Source organism: Sphingomonas caeni (genome assembly GCF_026013415.1).
Taxonomy (GTDB): domain Bacteria; phylum Pseudomonadota; class Alphaproteobacteria; order Sphingomonadales; family Sphingomonadaceae; genus Sphingomonas; species Sphingomonas caeni.
In genome coordinates, this window is sequence record NZ_JAPDOK010000004.1 from 1 (window position 1) to 15,063 (window position 15,063).

The following is a 15,063-nucleotide window of genomic DNA, read 5'->3' on the forward strand; positions in this document are numbered from 1 at the left end:
GGGCCGTTATGCCCCGCAAAGCACCGCGCATTGGGATAGGCGCCCTTGTTGCGCAATATGTCGATGAACACACGGTACCGACCCTCGGCATGAAGCCGGTCGATCGCCGAACTGAAGACCCGCGAGTAGTCCACACCCGCGGACACATTGGTCGTGGTGTCCATTTTCGCCTCCTAGCGTTTTGGAAGCGGGATTTCCAGCACCTGCGGACAGTCCGGCTGTCCCTCGCCGAGCCGTGTGCGAAATCCCCCGAAAGCCGATCGGGAGCCGGTGGGCGGGGAAGAAGAATTCTGCTATAAGCCGGGACACCGCGAGCGACTCGGCAACAGGCAGGCCCGCGGCAGAGAGACAGCGCTCTCCCGCTTGATTGACGGGACACCGCCACGATGATGCACGACCATGACTATTACCGCCGAAGGGAGCAGCAGGAGCGCGAGACCGCCGAGCGCTGCGACGAGCCTGGCGCGCGCCGTATCCATCTCGAACTCGCGGAACGCTATGCGGCTCTGGTCCGCGAGCCGCTGATGGCGCGGCCGGTCCAGCTCTAAAGCGAGTCGATTTCGGTCAGCCCGAACCGCGCGAGCGCCGGGGCCAGCCTGCCGGTGTCCGAGTCGCGCGCGGTGAAGACGGCGCGGCCGGGCCCCGGCGACTCGGGCCAGTCCTGCCCTTGGGTGAGATACGCCACGCGCCGCGCGATGCCGGGGCCGCCATCGACGAAGCGCACAGGGTGCGGCGCCGCTGCCGCCAGTTCGGCCTCGAGCAACGGGAAATGGGTGCAGGCGTTGACGATCAGGTCGAGCCGCTCGCCCCCCGGCTGATCGAAGAGCCCGGCCAGCACCGCGCGCAGCCGCTCGGCCGGGGGCGGGGACCCGCGCAGCGCCCCCTCGGCAAGGTCGACCAGCTCGGCCGAGCCGTGGCGCAGCACGGTACAGTCGCTCGCGAAGCGCGCCGCGAGATCGTCGACATAGGGCTGGCGCACCGTCGCATCGGTGCCGAGCACGCCGATCACGCGCGTCCGGCTCAGCTCGGCCGCCGGTTTGATCGCGGGAACCGTGCCGACGATCGGCAGATCGAGCGCCTTGCGCACCTCGGCCAGCGCGATCGTCGAGGCGGTGTTGCAGGCGATGACGATCAGCCGCGGATCGTAACGCTCCGCCAGCCGCCCGAGCAGGGCCGGCACCCGCCCCGCAATCTCCGCCTCGGTCTTGGTCCCGTACGGAAAGCCCGCCGAGTCGGCGACATAGACGAGAGGCGCCTGGGGCAGCAGCGCGCGGGTGGGGGCCAGCACCGAAAGCCCGCCCACGCCGGAATCGAAGAACAGGATCGGGCGCGTATCGGGCATCGGGCGCGGAGATGGCCCCGCGCCCGCCGCGCGTCAATCTGCGCCGTCAACCGGTCAGGGCCTGGGCTGCCGGCGTTCAGGCTAGCGCGGGACGCGCGGCTTCCCAAGCCGCGCCGTCTGGTATCCCATGAAGCAGATCATTGCGCCCGCGCATGAGAAGCGATTATCATGGGCGCCAGGGGGATTGCTTGCAGACCGAAATACTCTGGCAGGGTGCATTGGGAGCGCTTGTGCTCGGCTATCTGCTGGGCTCGATCCCGTTCGGCCTGCTGATCACCCGGTTCGGCGGCGCGGGCGACCTGCGCAGCATCGGATCGGGCAATATCGGCGCGACCAACGTGCTGCGCACCGGCCGCAAGGGCCTCGCCGCGGCGACCTTGCTGCTCGACATGGCCAAGGGCGCGGCGGCGGTGCTGATCGCCGACGCGCTCTTCCCCGGCACGGCGATGCTCGGCGCGATGGCGGCGTTCCTCGGCCATTGCTATCCGGTGTGGCTCAGGTTCCGCGGCGGCAAGGGCGTGGCGACCCTGATGGGCGTGGTGCTCGCGCTCCACTGGCCCTCGGGGCTGGTCTATGCCGCGGTGTGGCTCGGCATGCTCGCGGGCTTCCGCGTCTCGTCGCTTTCGGGGATGACCGCGGCGGTCAGCGCGCCCGTCAGCGCCGCTTTCTTCGGGCGGACCGATCTCGTCCTGCTCTTTCTCGCGCTCGCGCTGATCGTGGTGTGGAAGCATCGCGAGAATATCGACCGGCTGCTGAGCGGCACCGAGCCCAGAGTCGGACGGGGCGTCGGCGCCCGGAAACAGGATGGCTGACGCGCGCGAAGCGCGGCTCCGTCTGATCCGGTCGGCCAATGTCGGGCCGGTCACCTATGCCCAGCTGATCGCGCGCTTCGGCAGCGCCGAGGTCGCGATCGAGGCGTTGCCGATGCTCGCGGCGCGCGGCGGGGGACGGGCACCGATGCTCGCCGACCGGCAAGCCGTGCTACGCGAAATCGAACGGGTCGAGCGGCTCGGCGCGCGCTATCTGTTCCTCGGCGATCCCGACTATCCCGCGCTGCTCGCCGAAATGGAGACCGCGCCGCCCGCGCTGATCGCCCGCGGCCGGATCGATCTCGCCCGGCGCACCACCATCGCGATGGTCGGGGCGCGCAACGCCTCGGCGGCGGCGTGCCGATTCGCCCGCCAACTCGCGCTCGGGCTGAGCGAGGCGGGGGCGACCGTGGCCTCGGGGCTCGCGCGGGGCATCGACACCTCGGCGCATATCGGCTCACTCGACAGCGGCACGATCGGCGTAATCGCGTCGGGGATCGATGTGACCTTCCCGCCCGAAAATCGCGAGCTCCAGGAACGCGTCGCCACCGAAGGCCTGCTCCTCGCCGAGCAGCCTCCGGGCACCGAGCCGCTCGCGCGCTTCTTCCCCTCGCGCAACCGCATCATCGCCGGGCTCGCGCTCGGCACGGTGGTGGTCGAGGCGGCGCCGCGCTCGGGCTCGCTGATCACCGCGCGGATCGCGGCGGAGGCGGGGCGCGAGGTGATGGCGGTGCCCGGCTCGCCGCTCGATCCGCGCGCGCAGGGCTGCAACCTGCTGATCCGCGAGGGCGCCACCCTGGTCCAGTCGGTCGAGGATATCCTCGAAGCGATCCGTCCGATCGACCCGCGCGCGCTGCGCTCGCCCGTGAGCCGCTATGGCGCCGAGCCACCCGCCGACGCGAACGATGCCGACCGCAGGGCGATCAAGGCCTTGCTCGGGCCCGTCCCCGTCGCGGTCGACGAACTGATCCGCCAGGCGGCGCTGCCCGCGCCGGTGGTGCAAATGGTGTTGCTCGAACTCGAACTGGCGGGCAGGCTCGAGCGCCATGCCGGCGGGCGCGTGTCCTTCGCCTAGCGCCCGGCGGCTTCGTCAGGCCTCGGCACGTGCCGCCGCTCGCAGATCCAGCGGCTGGCGAGATATTTGGTGCCGCTGGTCACCGGCATCCCGGCATGTTCGGACATCGGATCGGCGCGGCTGCCCTCGATCGTGTTGCGAAAGACGATGGCGTCGCCCTTGCGCCCCTTCACTTCGACACCCGCCTTGGTGAAGAGGGTCGCGCCGCCTTCATAATCGTCGTTGAGATAGACGAGCGCGGTCAGGATGCGCTGGTTGGTGAAGCCGGGAATCGCGTCGAGATGCGGCCGATATTCCTGCCCTGGCTGGTAGCGCAGCACCCAGAGCGGCTCGCCCTGCTCGTGGCGCGTGTTGCTGGCGGCGGCGAGGCGGCGGTTGAGCGCATGCGTCGCCGGGTCCTCGACCAGGATATGGAAGGCAAAACCGTCGGCGGTGCGGACCGGATCGCGCACCGCCTGCCCCGCGCTGTTCATCACCATTGCGGGGGCAAGGTCGGGCTCGGCGACCTCCACCAGATAATCGCATTCCTCGGGCGTGAAGAGGTGCTGGAAGTGAAGGATCTCGGGCCGTTCGCAGATCCTTTGGCCGCGCGGAACGGTCGCGACGAAGCCGGTCGGGGTCAGCGGCATCGCCTCGATCAGCCGCAGCATATGCGCGCGGCGCGAGTCGCTCTGCGCCTCGAAGCGCAGCCGCGCCATCGCCTGGGGCCAGTCGCGCACGCCGCCGGCGCCGTTGGCGAGCAAATTGGTATAGGCGCGCCCCGAAACCGCGTGCCCCGCGTTGGAGGCCTGGCGGAACAGCCCCAGCGCCAGCGCGCCGTCGCGCGGCGCATAGGCGCCCTGCCAATAGATGTCGGCGAGCGCGAACATCGCATCGGGATCGCCCAGATCGGCGTGCCTGGCGATTAGCGGGATCGCCTCGTCCTGGCGGCCTTCATCCCAGAGCGCGACGGCCCTGGCGAGATCGGGATGCTGCTCCATCGGGCGCGACTATCCCCATTCCTGCCCGGGCGGCAAGCTCAGCGCTTGCACGCCGGCTCGGTCGAACGCGGCGTGCACAGCACCGCGCTGCCGATCCGCTCGCGCGCCCAGGCGACCCCCTGGGCATCGGGTACGCTGCGGAACGCGACCTGCACCATGTGCAGCCGCCCGCCCGCGCTGGTGACGCGGTAGAAGAGCGTCTCGGGCTTGCCCGTCGCGGGATTGCGCGGGCAATCGAGCTGGCCATCGAACGCGGCGCGTGTGCCGATGCGCGACACAGTGTGCGGCGCGGACCGCGCGCCGGGGCACCCGCCTTGCAGGCGCTGGTCGAACTCCGCCGCATAGGCTTCGGGCGGGGAATCGGTGTTGAGCGTGATCAGCGTGATCATCCGCGTCCATTGCTCGACCGTCTCGCCCTGGGGAATGCGCTCCTCGATCGAACCGACCTGGGCGGTCTGCTGGTGGGCCGTCACGAACCCCTCGGGCATCGGCATCGCCAGCCATTCGCCGGCCTGGGCGATCAGCGCCGTTGCGCCCGGCGCTAGCAGCGCCATTGCGATTGCGAAAATCACCATCATCTATCCCCCCGCTTGACGAACCGCCGCGAGGGCCACCACCCTCGTACGCGTACGCGAGAGGATCAGACACCAACTCCATGCAGCTTGTCATCGTCGAATCGCCCGCCAAGGCGAAAACCATCGAGAAATATCTGGGCAAGGATTACCGCGTGCTCGCCAGTTACGGGCATGTCCGCGATCTTCCGCCGCGCGACGGATCGGTGAACCCCGACGATGGGTTCGCGATGGAGTGGGAGGCCTATGCCGACAAGGCGCGCCAGCTGAGGGAGATCGCCGACGAGGCGAAGAAGGCCGACCGGCTGATCCTCGCTACCGACCCCGATCGCGAGGGCGAGGCGATTTCGTGGCACGTCCAGGAGGTGCTCCGTCAGAAAAAGGCGCTCCCCAAGGAGGTCGAGCGCGTCACCTTCAACGCGATCACCAAGGCCGCGGTGCTCGAGGCCATGGCGCATCCGCGCGAGCTCGATACCGATCTGATCGATGCGTACCGGGCCCGGCGCGCGCTCGATTATCTGGTCGGCTTCACCCTCTCGCCGGTGCTGTGGCGCAAGCTGCCGGGCGCCAAGTCGGCGGGCCGCGTCCAGTCGGTGGCGCTGCGCATTATCGTCGACCGCGAGCGCGAGATCGAAAGCTTCACCGCGCAGGAATATTGGTCGGTCGCCGCCGAGATGGAGCAGGACAGCACCCTCTTCCTTGCCCGCCTCGTCAAATGGCGGGGGAACAAGATCGAGCGCCTGACGATCGGCGACGGCAAGACCGCCGATGCCGCGAAGCAATCGGTCGAGGAGGGCCGCTTCTCGGTCGTCTCGGTCGAGACCAAGCCGCAGCTGCGCAACCCGCCCCCGCCCTTCACCACCTCGACGCTCCAGCAAGAGGCCGCGCGCAAGCTCGGCTTCTCGGCGAGCCACACGATGCGGATCGCGCAGGGGCTCTACGAAGACGGCGCGATCACCTATATGCGCACCGACGGCGTCCAGATGGATGGCGCCGCGATCCAGGAAGCGCGCAAGGCGGTAGTCGCGCGCTATGACGGCTTCTACGTCCCCGAAAAGCCGCGCCAATACACCGCCAAGGCCAAGAACGCCCAGGAAGCGCATGAGGCGATCCGCCCCACCGATTTCAGCAAGGACCGCGCGGGCTCGGGCGATCACGCCAAGCTCTACGACCTGATCTGGAAGCGCGCGCTGGCGAGCCAGATGGCGAGCGCGCGGATGGAGCGCACCACGATCGACCTCGAGGACGCGACCGGCCAGCACGGCCTGCGCGCCACCGGCCAGGTCGTGCTCTTCCCCGGCTATCTCGCGCTCTACGAGGAGGGCCGCGACGACAGTGAGGACGAGGAATCGAAGCGCCTGCCCAAGCTCTCGCAGGGTGATACCCCCGCCAAGAAGGCGGTCACCGCCGAGCAGCATTTCACCCAGCCCCCGCCGCGCTTCTCCGAAGCCTCGCTGGTCAAAAGGCTCGAGGAACTCGGCATCGGCCGCCCCTCCACCTATGCCTCGATCATCCAGACGCTCAAGGACCGGTCGTACGTCCGCATCGAGAAGAACCGCTTCTTCGCCGAGGAATCCGGGCGCCTCGTGACCGCCTTTCTCGAACGTTTCTTCGAAAAATATGTCGGCTATGATTTCACCGCCGGCCTCGAGGACGAACTCGACGAGGTCTCGGGCGGCCGCGCCGAATGGCAGGCGGTGCTCGACAGCTTCTGGAAGGACTTCAAGCCGCGCACCACCGAGGTGATGGAGCAGAAGCCGAGCGAAGTGACCGCGGCGCTCGACCTGTTCCTCGAACCCTATCTGTTTCCGCCCAAGGCCGACGGCAGCGATCCGCGGCTCTGCCCCACCTGCGGCACCGGGCGGCTGGCGCTGCGCGGCGGCAAGTTCGGCGCGTTCGTCGCCTGCTCCAACTATCCCGACTGCAAGTTCACTCGCCGCTTCGGACAGCCGGGCGGAGAGACGGGCGAGGGCGGCGCCGCCGAGATCCTCGGCAACGATCCCGAATCCGGGCTGCCGGTCGAGCGCAAATCGGGGCGGTTCGGCCCCTATATCCAGCTTGGCGAGGGCAAGGAGGCCGCGCGCGCCTCGATCCCCAAGGATGTCGAGCTCGACCTTGAAATGGCGCTCAAGCTGCTCAAGCTGCCGCGCACGATCGGCGATCATCCCGAGACCGGCAAGACGATCACCGCCTCGATCGGCCGCTACGGCCCCTATCTGGCGCATGACGGCAAATATGCCCGGCTCCAGTCGACGATGGAGGTGTTCGAAACCGGCATGAACGCCGCCGTGGTCAAGCTCGCCGAGGCCGCCGCCAATGCCGGCCGCCCCGCGCGTGGGAGCCAGGCGCCGCTCAAGGTGCTGGGCGCACACCCGCGCACCGAGGCCGAAATCAAGCTGATGGAGGGCCGCTACGGCGCCTATGTCACCGACGGCACCACCAACGCGACGCTCCCCAAGTCGATCGACAAGGACCAGCTCACGCTCGAGGAAGCCGCGCAACTGATCGATGCGCGCGCGGCTGCGGGGCCCGCGAAGGGCAAAGGAAAGAAGAAGGCGGCGCCGAAGAAAAAGGCGCCGGCGAAGAAGAAGGTCAAGGTGCCGCCTACGTAATCTCGCGAATGGCGAGCGGGCGGTTCCCGCGCCACGGGCAGGCACTGATGACCATGACCCGGAGGGCTCGCCCGTGACTCATAGCGAACACGCCCAGCATTCCGATCATGCCGTCCTTCCTTCGGGTGCGATCTGGACCTGTCCCATGCATCCGCAAATCCGGCGGCCGGGCCCGGGCTACTGCCCGATCTGCGGGATGGCGCTCGAGCCGCTCGATCCCGCCCAGGATGGCGGCGCCAGCCCCGAGTTGATCGACATGACCCGGCGGTTCCGGGTCAGCGCCGTGCTGGCGCTGCCGCTGGTGGTGCTCGCCATGGGCGGCGACCTGCTGGCATGGCACCCGCTGCCGATGGCGGTTTCGGCCTGGCTCCAGCTGGCGCTGGCGACGCCGGTGGTGCTGTGGGGGGCGTGGCCCTTCTTCGTGCGCGGCGTCGCGTCGGTCCGGAACCGAAGCCTCAACATGTTCACATTGATCGCGCTCGGGGTGGGCGTGTCGTTTGGCTACAGCGTGGTGGCGACCGTGTTTCCCGGGCTGTTCCCGCCCGCGCTTCGGACGATGGGGGGCATGGTTGCCGCCTATTTCGAAGCATCGGCGGTGATTGTCGCGCTGGTGCTGCTCGGGCAGGTCCTCGAGTTGCGCGCGCGCTCGGCGACCGGCCGGGCGATCCGCGCGCTTTTGGGGCTCGCGCCCGCCACCGCGCGCATCGTCCGCGCGGACGGGCGCGAGGAGGATATTCCGCTTGAAGATGTACGTCCCGGGGACCCGCTGCGCGTCCGCCCGGGCGAGAAAGTGCCGGTCGATGGCGTGGTGACGGAGGGTCGCTCGGCGGTCGACGAATCGATGATCAGCGGCGAGCCCGTGCCGGTCGAGAAATCGCCGGGCGAGCGGCTGACCGGCGCGACAGTCAACGGCACCGGCAGCCTTGTGATGCGCGCCGAGCGCGTGGGGCAGGATACGATGCTCGCACGGATCGTGCACATGGTGTCACAGGCACAGCGCTCGCGCGCGCCGATCCAGGCGCTGGCGGACAAGGTCTCGGGCTGGTTCGTGCCGGCGGTGATCGCGATCGCGATCCTGGCGTTTGTCGCCTGGTCGATCCTCGGCCCCGCGCCGGCGATGAGCCATGCACTGGTCGCCGCCGTGTCGGTGCTGATCATCGCCTGCCCCTGCGCGCTCGGGCTCGCCACGCCGATGGCAATCATGACGGGGACCGGCCGCGGCGCCGGCGCCGGGGTGCTGGTCCGCAACGCCGAAGCGCTCGAACTGATGGAGAAGGTCGACACGCTGGTGATCGACAAGACCGGCACGCTGACGCTGGGCCGGCCGCGCCTGGTCGCGGTCGGCCCGGACGCGGGGATGACCGAAGAGGATGTGCTGCGGCTCGCCGCCGGACTCGAGCGCGGCAGCGAGCATCCGCTGGCGGAAGCGATCGTCGAGGGTGCGGCCGAACGCGGGCTGGCGCCGGGCGAAGCGGTCGATTTCGAATCGCACACCGGCAAGGGCGTCTCGGCTCGCGTCGAGGGGCGGCGAGTCGCGCTGGGCAACGCCGCGCTGATGGCCGGGCTCGGCGTCGACGTCGCGCCGCTCGAGGCAGAGGCCGACGCGATGCGGGCGGAGGGTCAGGGGGTGATGTTCGTCGCGGTCGACGGCGCGTTCGGCGGATGGGTGGCGGTGGCCGATCCGGTCAAGGAAAGCGCCGGCGCGGCGATCGCGGCGCTGCATGCGGAGGGCGTGCGCGTGGTGATGTTGACCGGCGACAATCGCCGCACCGCTGAAGCGGTTGCGCGCAAGGTCGGCGGCATCGACGAGATCCACGCCGATGTGCTGCCCGAGGCCAAGCAAGCGATCGTCGAGCGGCTGCGCGGCGAGGGGCGGCGGGCGGCGATGGCGGGGGACGGCATCAACGACGCGCCCGCGCTGGCGGCGGCGGATGTCGGGATCGCCATGGGCACCGGCACCGATGTGGCGATGGAAAGCGCCGCAGTCACGCTGGTGAAGGGCGATCTGGCCGGAATCGTGCGCGCACGACGGCTCAGCCGGGCGGTGATGCGTAACATCCGCGAGAATCTGTTCTTCTCGTTCGTGTTCAATGCGGCGGGAATCCCGATCGCCGCGGGGATCTTCTATCCGTGGTCGGGGCTGCTGCTCAGTCCGGACATCGCCGGCGCGGCGATGGCGTTCAGCTCGGTCGCCGTGATCGGCAATTCGCTGCGCCTGAGGACGGCGCGGCTTTGACCGGTCACGCCGCCCGGCGCTGCGTCGTCTGGAGCCAGTCGCGTGCGGCCTTTTGCGCGGCGATGATCTCGCGGGCGGTCATGTCCTCGCTGATCTCCGCACGGCATTCCTTGGCGCGCTCATCACCGCCCATCGCGGCGATGTTGAACCATTTATGCGCTTCGATCAGGTCGAGATCGACGCCGTCGGCGCCGCTCGAATAAACCATGCCGAGATCGTAGCAGGCGTCGGCATCGCCGCGCGCCGCATCGCGGAGCCGGCTTTCGATCAGGAACTGTGCGCTCTTCAGGCTGTTGCCCATGTCACTACCCCTTTTCCACCCTCGTGGTGTGGGTCTTGTGGCAGGCCAGTTCCGAACAAATGGTTAACCGCGTTAACGGTAATTGTTCATATTCGTGAACGCTACGATCGTGTTTGATCGCCTCACGGCGATAGGCGGCGCCAGCCGCTCCCTCGCCCGGCCTCCCATAGGATATTAAAGTAAGGGAGGCGGGTGGGGGGAGCGGGCTGGCACCGTACCGAAACTCGCTCTTCCGCGAGTTTCGCAAAAAGGCTCTCAGCCCCCGACCGGGATATTGTCGATCAGCCGCGTCTTGCCGATCCGCGCCGCGGCGAGCAGGCGGCGCGGCTTGCCGGGAATGGGATTGCCCAGCGTCGCGGCGTCGCGCAGTTCGACATAGTCGATCTCGAACCCCGCCGCGGCCATCGTCTCGCGCGCCTGCGCCAGCGCGGCCTCGGGATCGCCGCCATCGGCGATCGCCCGTTCCGCCGCGCCCAGCGCGCGCGGCAGGGCCACCGCCTTGGCGCGGTCCTCGGGCATCAGATAGGCGTTGCGCGAGGAGAGGGCGAGCCCGTCATCGTCGCGCTGGGTGACCACGCCCTGGATCTCGAGCTTCAGACCGAGGTCGGCGACCATCTGGCGGATCACCGCGAGCTGCTGCCAGTCCTTCTCGCCGAACAAGGCGACATCGGGCGTCACCTGCTCGAACAGCCGCGACACCACCGTCGCCACCCCGTCGAAATGCCCGGGCCGGTGCGCCCCGTCGAGCACCTCGCTTACCCCCGAAACGGAGACAGTTGTTTCCAGCCCATCGGGATACATCACCTCGACCGGCGGCATCCAGAGCAGGTCGACCCCCGCCTTGGCGAGCATCGCCGAATCGGCCATCTCCTTGCGCGGATATTGCGCGAAATCCTCATTGGGCCCGAACTGGGTCGGATTGACGAAGATCGACACGGCCACCCGGTCCGCCGCGCGCTTCGCCGCGTCCACCAGCGCCATATGCCCGGCATGGAGCGCGCCCATGGTGGGCACCAGCGCCACGCGCTCTCCGGCATCGCGAAAGGCGGAAATCGCCTGACGGAGTTCGGGAAGCTGACGGACGGTTTGCACGCGTTAACACTTTCGATAAGACAGCAGGGGCGGCCTTCTATGGGGGGACGGCCGGAGGATCAACAAAGGAAACCGGGTGTTGGACGGACCGCATCGCCTGCATGTCATCGTCTTCGCGAACGAGAAGGGCGGCACCGGCAAGTCAACGACCGCGGTGCACACCGCGATCGCGCTCGCGGCCAAGGGCGCCAATGTCGCCTGTTTCGACCTCGATCATCGCCAGCGGACGATGGGCCGTTACCTCGACAATCGCGTCGAGACGATCAAGCGCACCGGGCGCGACCTCCCCATGCCGCGCTTCGAGACGCATGACGGCGAGAGCATCGCCCGCTTCTCCGAAACGCTCGACCGGCTGAGCGAGGGCAGCGACTTCCTCGTGATCGACACGCCGGGCCGCGACGACCGCTTCGCGCGGATCGCGGTCACCAATGCCGACACGCTCGTCACCCCAATGAACGACAGCTTCGTCGATTTCGACCTGATCGGCCAGGTCGACCCCGAGACCTACCGCGTCTCCAAGCCCAGTTTCTATTCGGAGCTGATCTGGGAATCGCGCAAGCGCCGCGCCAAGACCGATGGCGAGACGATCGACTGGGTCGTGCTGCGCAACCGCGTCCAGCATATCGAGGCGCGCAACATGAAGCGCGTGTCCGAGGCGATCGACCAGCTCTCGAAGCGCGTCGGCTTCCGCGTGATCTCGGGGCTCAGCGAGCGCGTCATCTATCGCGAGCTCTTCCCGCAGGGCCTCACCATGCTCGATTCGCGCGAGTTCGGGGATATGGCGCTCAGCCATGTCGCGGCGCGGCAGGAGCTGCGCGAGATGATGGCCGGCTTGGCGCTTCCGGAACCGGTCATGCCGCTGTTCGCCTGATGTCAAAATTCCTCATTGCCGCGCTGATCATCGGCGCGATCTTCCTGCTTCTCCGCAAGCCGACCAGAGCCGCGCCGCGCATGCCCGAGGCCGAGGCGCGCGAGACCTTGGGTGTCGGCCCCCATGCCGATGAGGAAGCCATCCGCGCCGCGCACCGCCGCCTGGTCAGCGCGCTCCACCCCGACAAGGGCGGTTCGGCCGAGCTGACCCGGCGGATCAATGCGGCAAGGGACGTGCTGCTGAGGCGGCGCTAGTCCTCCTCCCGCAAGCGAGAGGGGAGATTCAGTTGCAACTTCCGCCGCCCTCGCGGATTAGGCGCGCAACCGATTCCCCCGGAGGCCTCATGACCCATCAGTTCCACCCCAGCTCGCTGCGCGAATATGATATCCGCGGGATCGTCGGCGAAGCGCTGGGCCCCGACGATGCGCGCGCGATCGGGCGCGGTTTCGCGACCCTGCTGCGCCGCGCGGGCGGGCATAGGGTCGCGGTCGGCCGCGACGGGCGCACCTCGTCGCCGATGCTCGAAGCCGCGCTGATCGAAGGGCTCACCGCCAGCGGCTGCGACGTCGTCCGCATCGGCATGGGCCCCACGCCGATGCTCTATTATGCCGAGGCGACGCTAGAAGTGGATGGCGGCATCCAGATAACCGGCAGCCACAATCCCGGCAATTACAACGGCTTCAAGATGGTATTTCAGCACCGCGCCTTTTTCGGCGAGGATATCCAGACGATCGGCCGCATGGCGGCGGAAGGCGATTGGGACGAGCCCTCGGGCGAAACGACCGTGACCGACGCCGATGTCGAGGATCTCTATGTCGACCGCTTGTTCGCGGGCTATGCCGGCGGCGCCTATCGCGTCGGATGGGATACGGGCAACGGCGCCGCCGGTCCGGTGATCGAGAAGCTGGTCAAGCTGCTTCCGGGTGAGCATCACACGTTGTTCACCGATGTCGACGGCAATTTCCCGAACCATCATCCCGATCCTACCGAAGAAAAGAATCTGGCGGACCTGAAGCGCCTCGTCGCCGACAAGAAGCTCGATTTCGGACTGGCCTTCGACGGCGACGGCGACCGGATCGGTGCGATCGACGGCGAGGGCCGGGTGGTGTGGGGCGACCAGCTCCTGTCGATCCTCGCCGAGCCGGTGCTGCGCGAGCTGCCGGGCGCGACGATCATCGCCGACGTCAAGGCATCCCAGGCTCTTTACGACCGCATCGCCGAGCTCGGCGGCGAGCCGCTGATGTGGAAGACCGGCCATTCCCTCATCAAGACCAAGATGAAGGAAACCGGCGCGCCGCTCGCGGGCGAGATGAGCGGCCACATCTTCTTCGCGCATAACTATTACGGCTTCGACGATGCCCAATATGCCGCAGTCCGGCTGATCCAGGCGATCCATGTCATCGGCAAGTCGCTGACTCAGCTCAAGGACGAGATGCCGGCGATGGTCAACACGCCCGAGATGCGCTTCCAGGTCGACGAGACCCGCAAGTTCGCGGTGATCGACGAGGTGCTCGACCGGCTCGAGGCCGAAGGCGCCGAGGTCAACCGCACCGACGGCGCGCGCGTGAACACCCCCGATGGCTGGTGGCTGCTCCGCGCCTCGAACACGCAGGACGTGCTGGTCGCACGCGCCGAGGCCAGGTCGCAGGAGGGCCTCGACCGGCTCCTGGCCCAGATCGACGCGCAACTGGCGGCAAGCGGCCTGGTGCGCGGCCCGCAGGCGGCGCACTGAGCTGCCTTTTCCCCTCCCTGCAAGGGAGGGGCTAGGGGTGGGTTAGAAAAGGCGGGGCTCGATGCCCGGCCTTTTCTTTTTTCCGATACCGAGCGGATCGCTCGCTACGCTCGCTACCCACCCCCGACCCCTCCCTTGCAGGGAGGGGAGTTTTGTCGGCTAACGCCCCAGCTGCTCCAGCCACGCCAGCCAGAATCCCGCCAGCTCGCCATAGCCACCGGGCTGGGCCGCGAGCGCGCGGAAGGCCGACTGGGCCTCGTCACGATTGCCGGCCGCGGCCAGCGCCATCGCGCGGTGGAGGCTGGTCGCGGCGGGATCGGCGTCGGGCCGGGCGGACTGGCCGCGCCCTGTGGCAATCTCCCGGTCGATCTCGGCGCGGATCTGGCGAGTCAGCAGGTCGAGCGCAGGGATGACGTCGCGCGCCTCCCCCTCATCGAGCACCTTGCGCGCCTCGGCCGCCCTGCCGGCATGGGTGAGCAGCTGCGCCAGCCGCTGATATTCGGCGGGCTGGGTCAGCGCTCCCACCGCGCGCATCAGCTGGAGCAGGTCGATCTCGAGCCCGCCCTGCGGCTGCGCGATCTGGCGGTACACCACCAGCGCATCGCGCCAGTTCCGCGGGTTCGGATAGGCGCGGACCAGATCGAGCGCGGCGGCAAAGGCGGGCCGCGCCAGCTTCGCCTGGTTGGCGATGCTCAGCCGCTGGCGATAGAGCGCCTCGGAAACCGGCCGGTGCGCCGCGGTCAGCTTCGCGATGGCGCGCTCGATCAGATCGATCGCGCCCGCCGGATCATTCTGGGCGATGCGCACCTGCGCCAGATTGGCGAGCGCATCGGGATCGTCGGGCTTCATCGCCAGCAGCCGCGTCCACAGCGTGTTCGCCGTCGCGAAGTCGTGCGCGTCAAAGGCGATCCCGCCGCGCACCGACAGATAGGAGGCAAGACTCTGCGCCGAGGTCAGGTCGCTCGCGATCAGCACATCGAGCGCGGGAATGCGCATCGCATTGTCGCCACGCTGGGTGCCGATCTCGAGCTCGTACAGCGCGAGCACGTGGCGCGCATCGGGGCTCTTCACGATGCTGCGCGCCCTGGCGAGCGCATTGTCCTGGAGCGGGCGGTTGCGGCCCGGGATCGTGTTGCTGACCGCCCCCAGCGCCTTGGCTTCTTCGGAGGACAGGCTCAGGCGCTTGCCGTTGATCTCGATCGATTGGCTCTGCGCCTGCGCCGGCCTGGCGATCCCGCCAATCAGCGGGGCGAAGACGAGGGCGGAGGCAAGGCGCATCATGTGCGCGATCTTCCCTCAGGCCGGCTGACAGGTCCATCGCTAAAATCTCCCGGTGCAGCCCTCCGATGGCCGGCGCAAACCAAGCAAAGTTCGCCTAATACCAACGCGTGTCATGCAATTCTGCGCCTTTGACCTGAAAAGAAATAAAGTTACTGCCATT

General features: G+C 68.5%; 14 protein-coding genes and 1 pseudogene. 8 read left to right on the forward strand and 7 right to left on the reverse strand.

The annotated features are described in order from the left end of the window. Positions 1 to 134 (reverse strand): annotated as a pseudogene (locus OF829_RS11520) (5-aminolevulinate synthase); the annotation flags it as partial. Positions 135 to 386: 252 nt separating this feature from the next. Between OF829_RS11520 and OF829_RS11525 the strand changes: the two are divergent. Continuing rightward, positions 387 to 548, forward strand: a complete 162-nt coding sequence (locus OF829_RS11525) for a hypothetical protein (protein WP_264940196.1) — start codon at positions 387 to 389, stop codon at positions 546 to 548. Here the strand turns inward: OF829_RS11525 and murI are convergent. Then, entirely contained in the window at positions 545 to 1,342 is a 798-nt protein-coding gene (gene murI, locus OF829_RS11530; RefSeq protein ID WP_264940197.1) for a glutamate racemase, read from the reverse strand. The two genes, OF829_RS11525 and murI, sit on opposite strands and share 4 nt — an antisense overlap. Before the next feature lie 188 nt (positions 1,343 to 1,530). Between murI and plsY the strand changes: the two genes are divergently transcribed. After that, on the forward strand, positions 1,531 to 2,154 hold the full coding sequence (gene plsY / locus OF829_RS11535; protein ID WP_264940198.1) for a glycerol-3-phosphate 1-O-acyltransferase PlsY: 624 nt from the start codon (positions 1,531 to 1,533) through the stop codon (positions 2,152 to 2,154). After that, positions 2,147 to 3,226: a DNA-processing protein DprA gene (gene dprA, locus OF829_RS11540; RefSeq protein ID WP_264940199.1), complete on the forward strand. Its 1,080-nt coding sequence runs from the start codon at positions 2,147 to 2,149 to the stop codon at positions 3,224 to 3,226. Before plsY ends, dprA begins: the two co-directional genes overlap by 8 nt. Here the strand turns inward: dprA and OF829_RS11545 are convergent. Together OF829_RS11545 and OF829_RS11550 are read right to left on the reverse strand one after the other, a co-directional pair. Next, positions 3,223 to 4,206, reverse strand: coding sequence for a 2OG-Fe(II) oxygenase (locus OF829_RS11545; RefSeq protein ID WP_264940200.1), 984 nt, complete (start codon positions 4,204 to 4,206; stop codon positions 3,223 to 3,225). The two genes, dprA and OF829_RS11545, sit on opposite strands and share 4 nt — an antisense overlap. Before the next feature lie 38 nt (positions 4,207 to 4,244). Continuing rightward, positions 4,245 to 4,784, reverse strand: a complete 540-nt coding sequence (locus OF829_RS11550) for a hypothetical protein (protein WP_264940202.1) — start codon at positions 4,782 to 4,784, stop codon at positions 4,245 to 4,247. 77 nt (positions 4,785 to 4,861) lie between these two features. On the opposite strand from OF829_RS11550, the gene topA reads away from it, so the two are divergent. Together topA and OF829_RS11560 are read left to right on the forward strand one after the other, a co-directional pair. Further along, complete coding sequence (gene topA / locus OF829_RS11555; protein ID WP_264940203.1) at positions 4,862 to 7,390, forward strand: type I DNA topoisomerase; 2,529 nt, start codon at positions 4,862 to 4,864, stop codon at positions 7,388 to 7,390. A gap of 145 nt (positions 7,391 to 7,535) precedes the next feature. After that, positions 7,536 to 9,626, forward strand: coding sequence for a copper-transporting P-type ATPase (locus tag OF829_RS11560; RefSeq protein WP_406701424.1), 2,091 nt, complete (start codon positions 7,536 to 7,538; stop codon positions 9,624 to 9,626). 4 nt (positions 9,627 to 9,630) lie between these two features. Here the strand turns inward: OF829_RS11560 and OF829_RS11565 are convergent, their stop codons facing one another. Together OF829_RS11565 and panC are read right to left on the reverse strand one after the other, a co-directional pair. Continuing rightward, positions 9,631 to 9,927, reverse strand: a complete 297-nt coding sequence (locus OF829_RS11565; protein WP_264940204.1) for an SEL1-like repeat protein — start codon at positions 9,925 to 9,927, stop codon at positions 9,631 to 9,633. Between the two features lie 255 nt (positions 9,928 to 10,182). Then, positions 10,183 to 11,019, reverse strand: a complete 837-nt coding sequence (gene panC, locus OF829_RS11570) for a pantoate--beta-alanine ligase (RefSeq protein ID WP_264940205.1) — start codon at positions 11,017 to 11,019, stop codon at positions 10,183 to 10,185. Positions 11,020 to 11,098: 79 nt separating this feature from the next. On the opposite strand from panC, the gene OF829_RS11575 reads away from it, so the two are divergent. The 3 genes from OF829_RS11575 (at position 11,099) to pgmG (ending at position 13,622) form a co-directional block, all read left to right on the forward strand. Continuing rightward, positions 11,099 to 11,890, forward strand: coding sequence for a division plane positioning ATPase MipZ (locus OF829_RS11575; RefSeq protein WP_264940206.1), 792 nt, complete (start codon positions 11,099 to 11,101; stop codon positions 11,888 to 11,890). Then, positions 11,890 to 12,144: a J domain-containing protein gene (locus tag OF829_RS11580; RefSeq protein WP_264940207.1), complete on the forward strand. Its 255-nt coding sequence runs from the start codon at positions 11,890 to 11,892 to the stop codon at positions 12,142 to 12,144. The genes OF829_RS11575 and OF829_RS11580 overlap by 1 nt, the downstream gene beginning before the upstream one ends. A gap of 89 nt (positions 12,145 to 12,233) precedes the next feature. Continuing rightward, positions 12,234 to 13,622, forward strand: coding sequence for a phosphoglucomutase/phosphomannomutase PgmG (gene pgmG / locus OF829_RS11585; protein ID WP_264940208.1), 1,389 nt, complete (start codon positions 12,234 to 12,236; stop codon positions 13,620 to 13,622). Positions 13,623 to 13,781: 159 nt separating this feature from the next. Here the strand turns inward: pgmG and OF829_RS11590 are convergent, their stop codons facing one another. Continuing rightward, complete coding sequence (locus tag OF829_RS11590) at positions 13,782 to 14,903, reverse strand: tetratricopeptide repeat protein (RefSeq protein WP_264940209.1); 1,122 nt, start codon at positions 14,901 to 14,903, stop codon at positions 13,782 to 13,784. Positions 14,904 to 15,063: the final 160 nt, after the last annotated feature.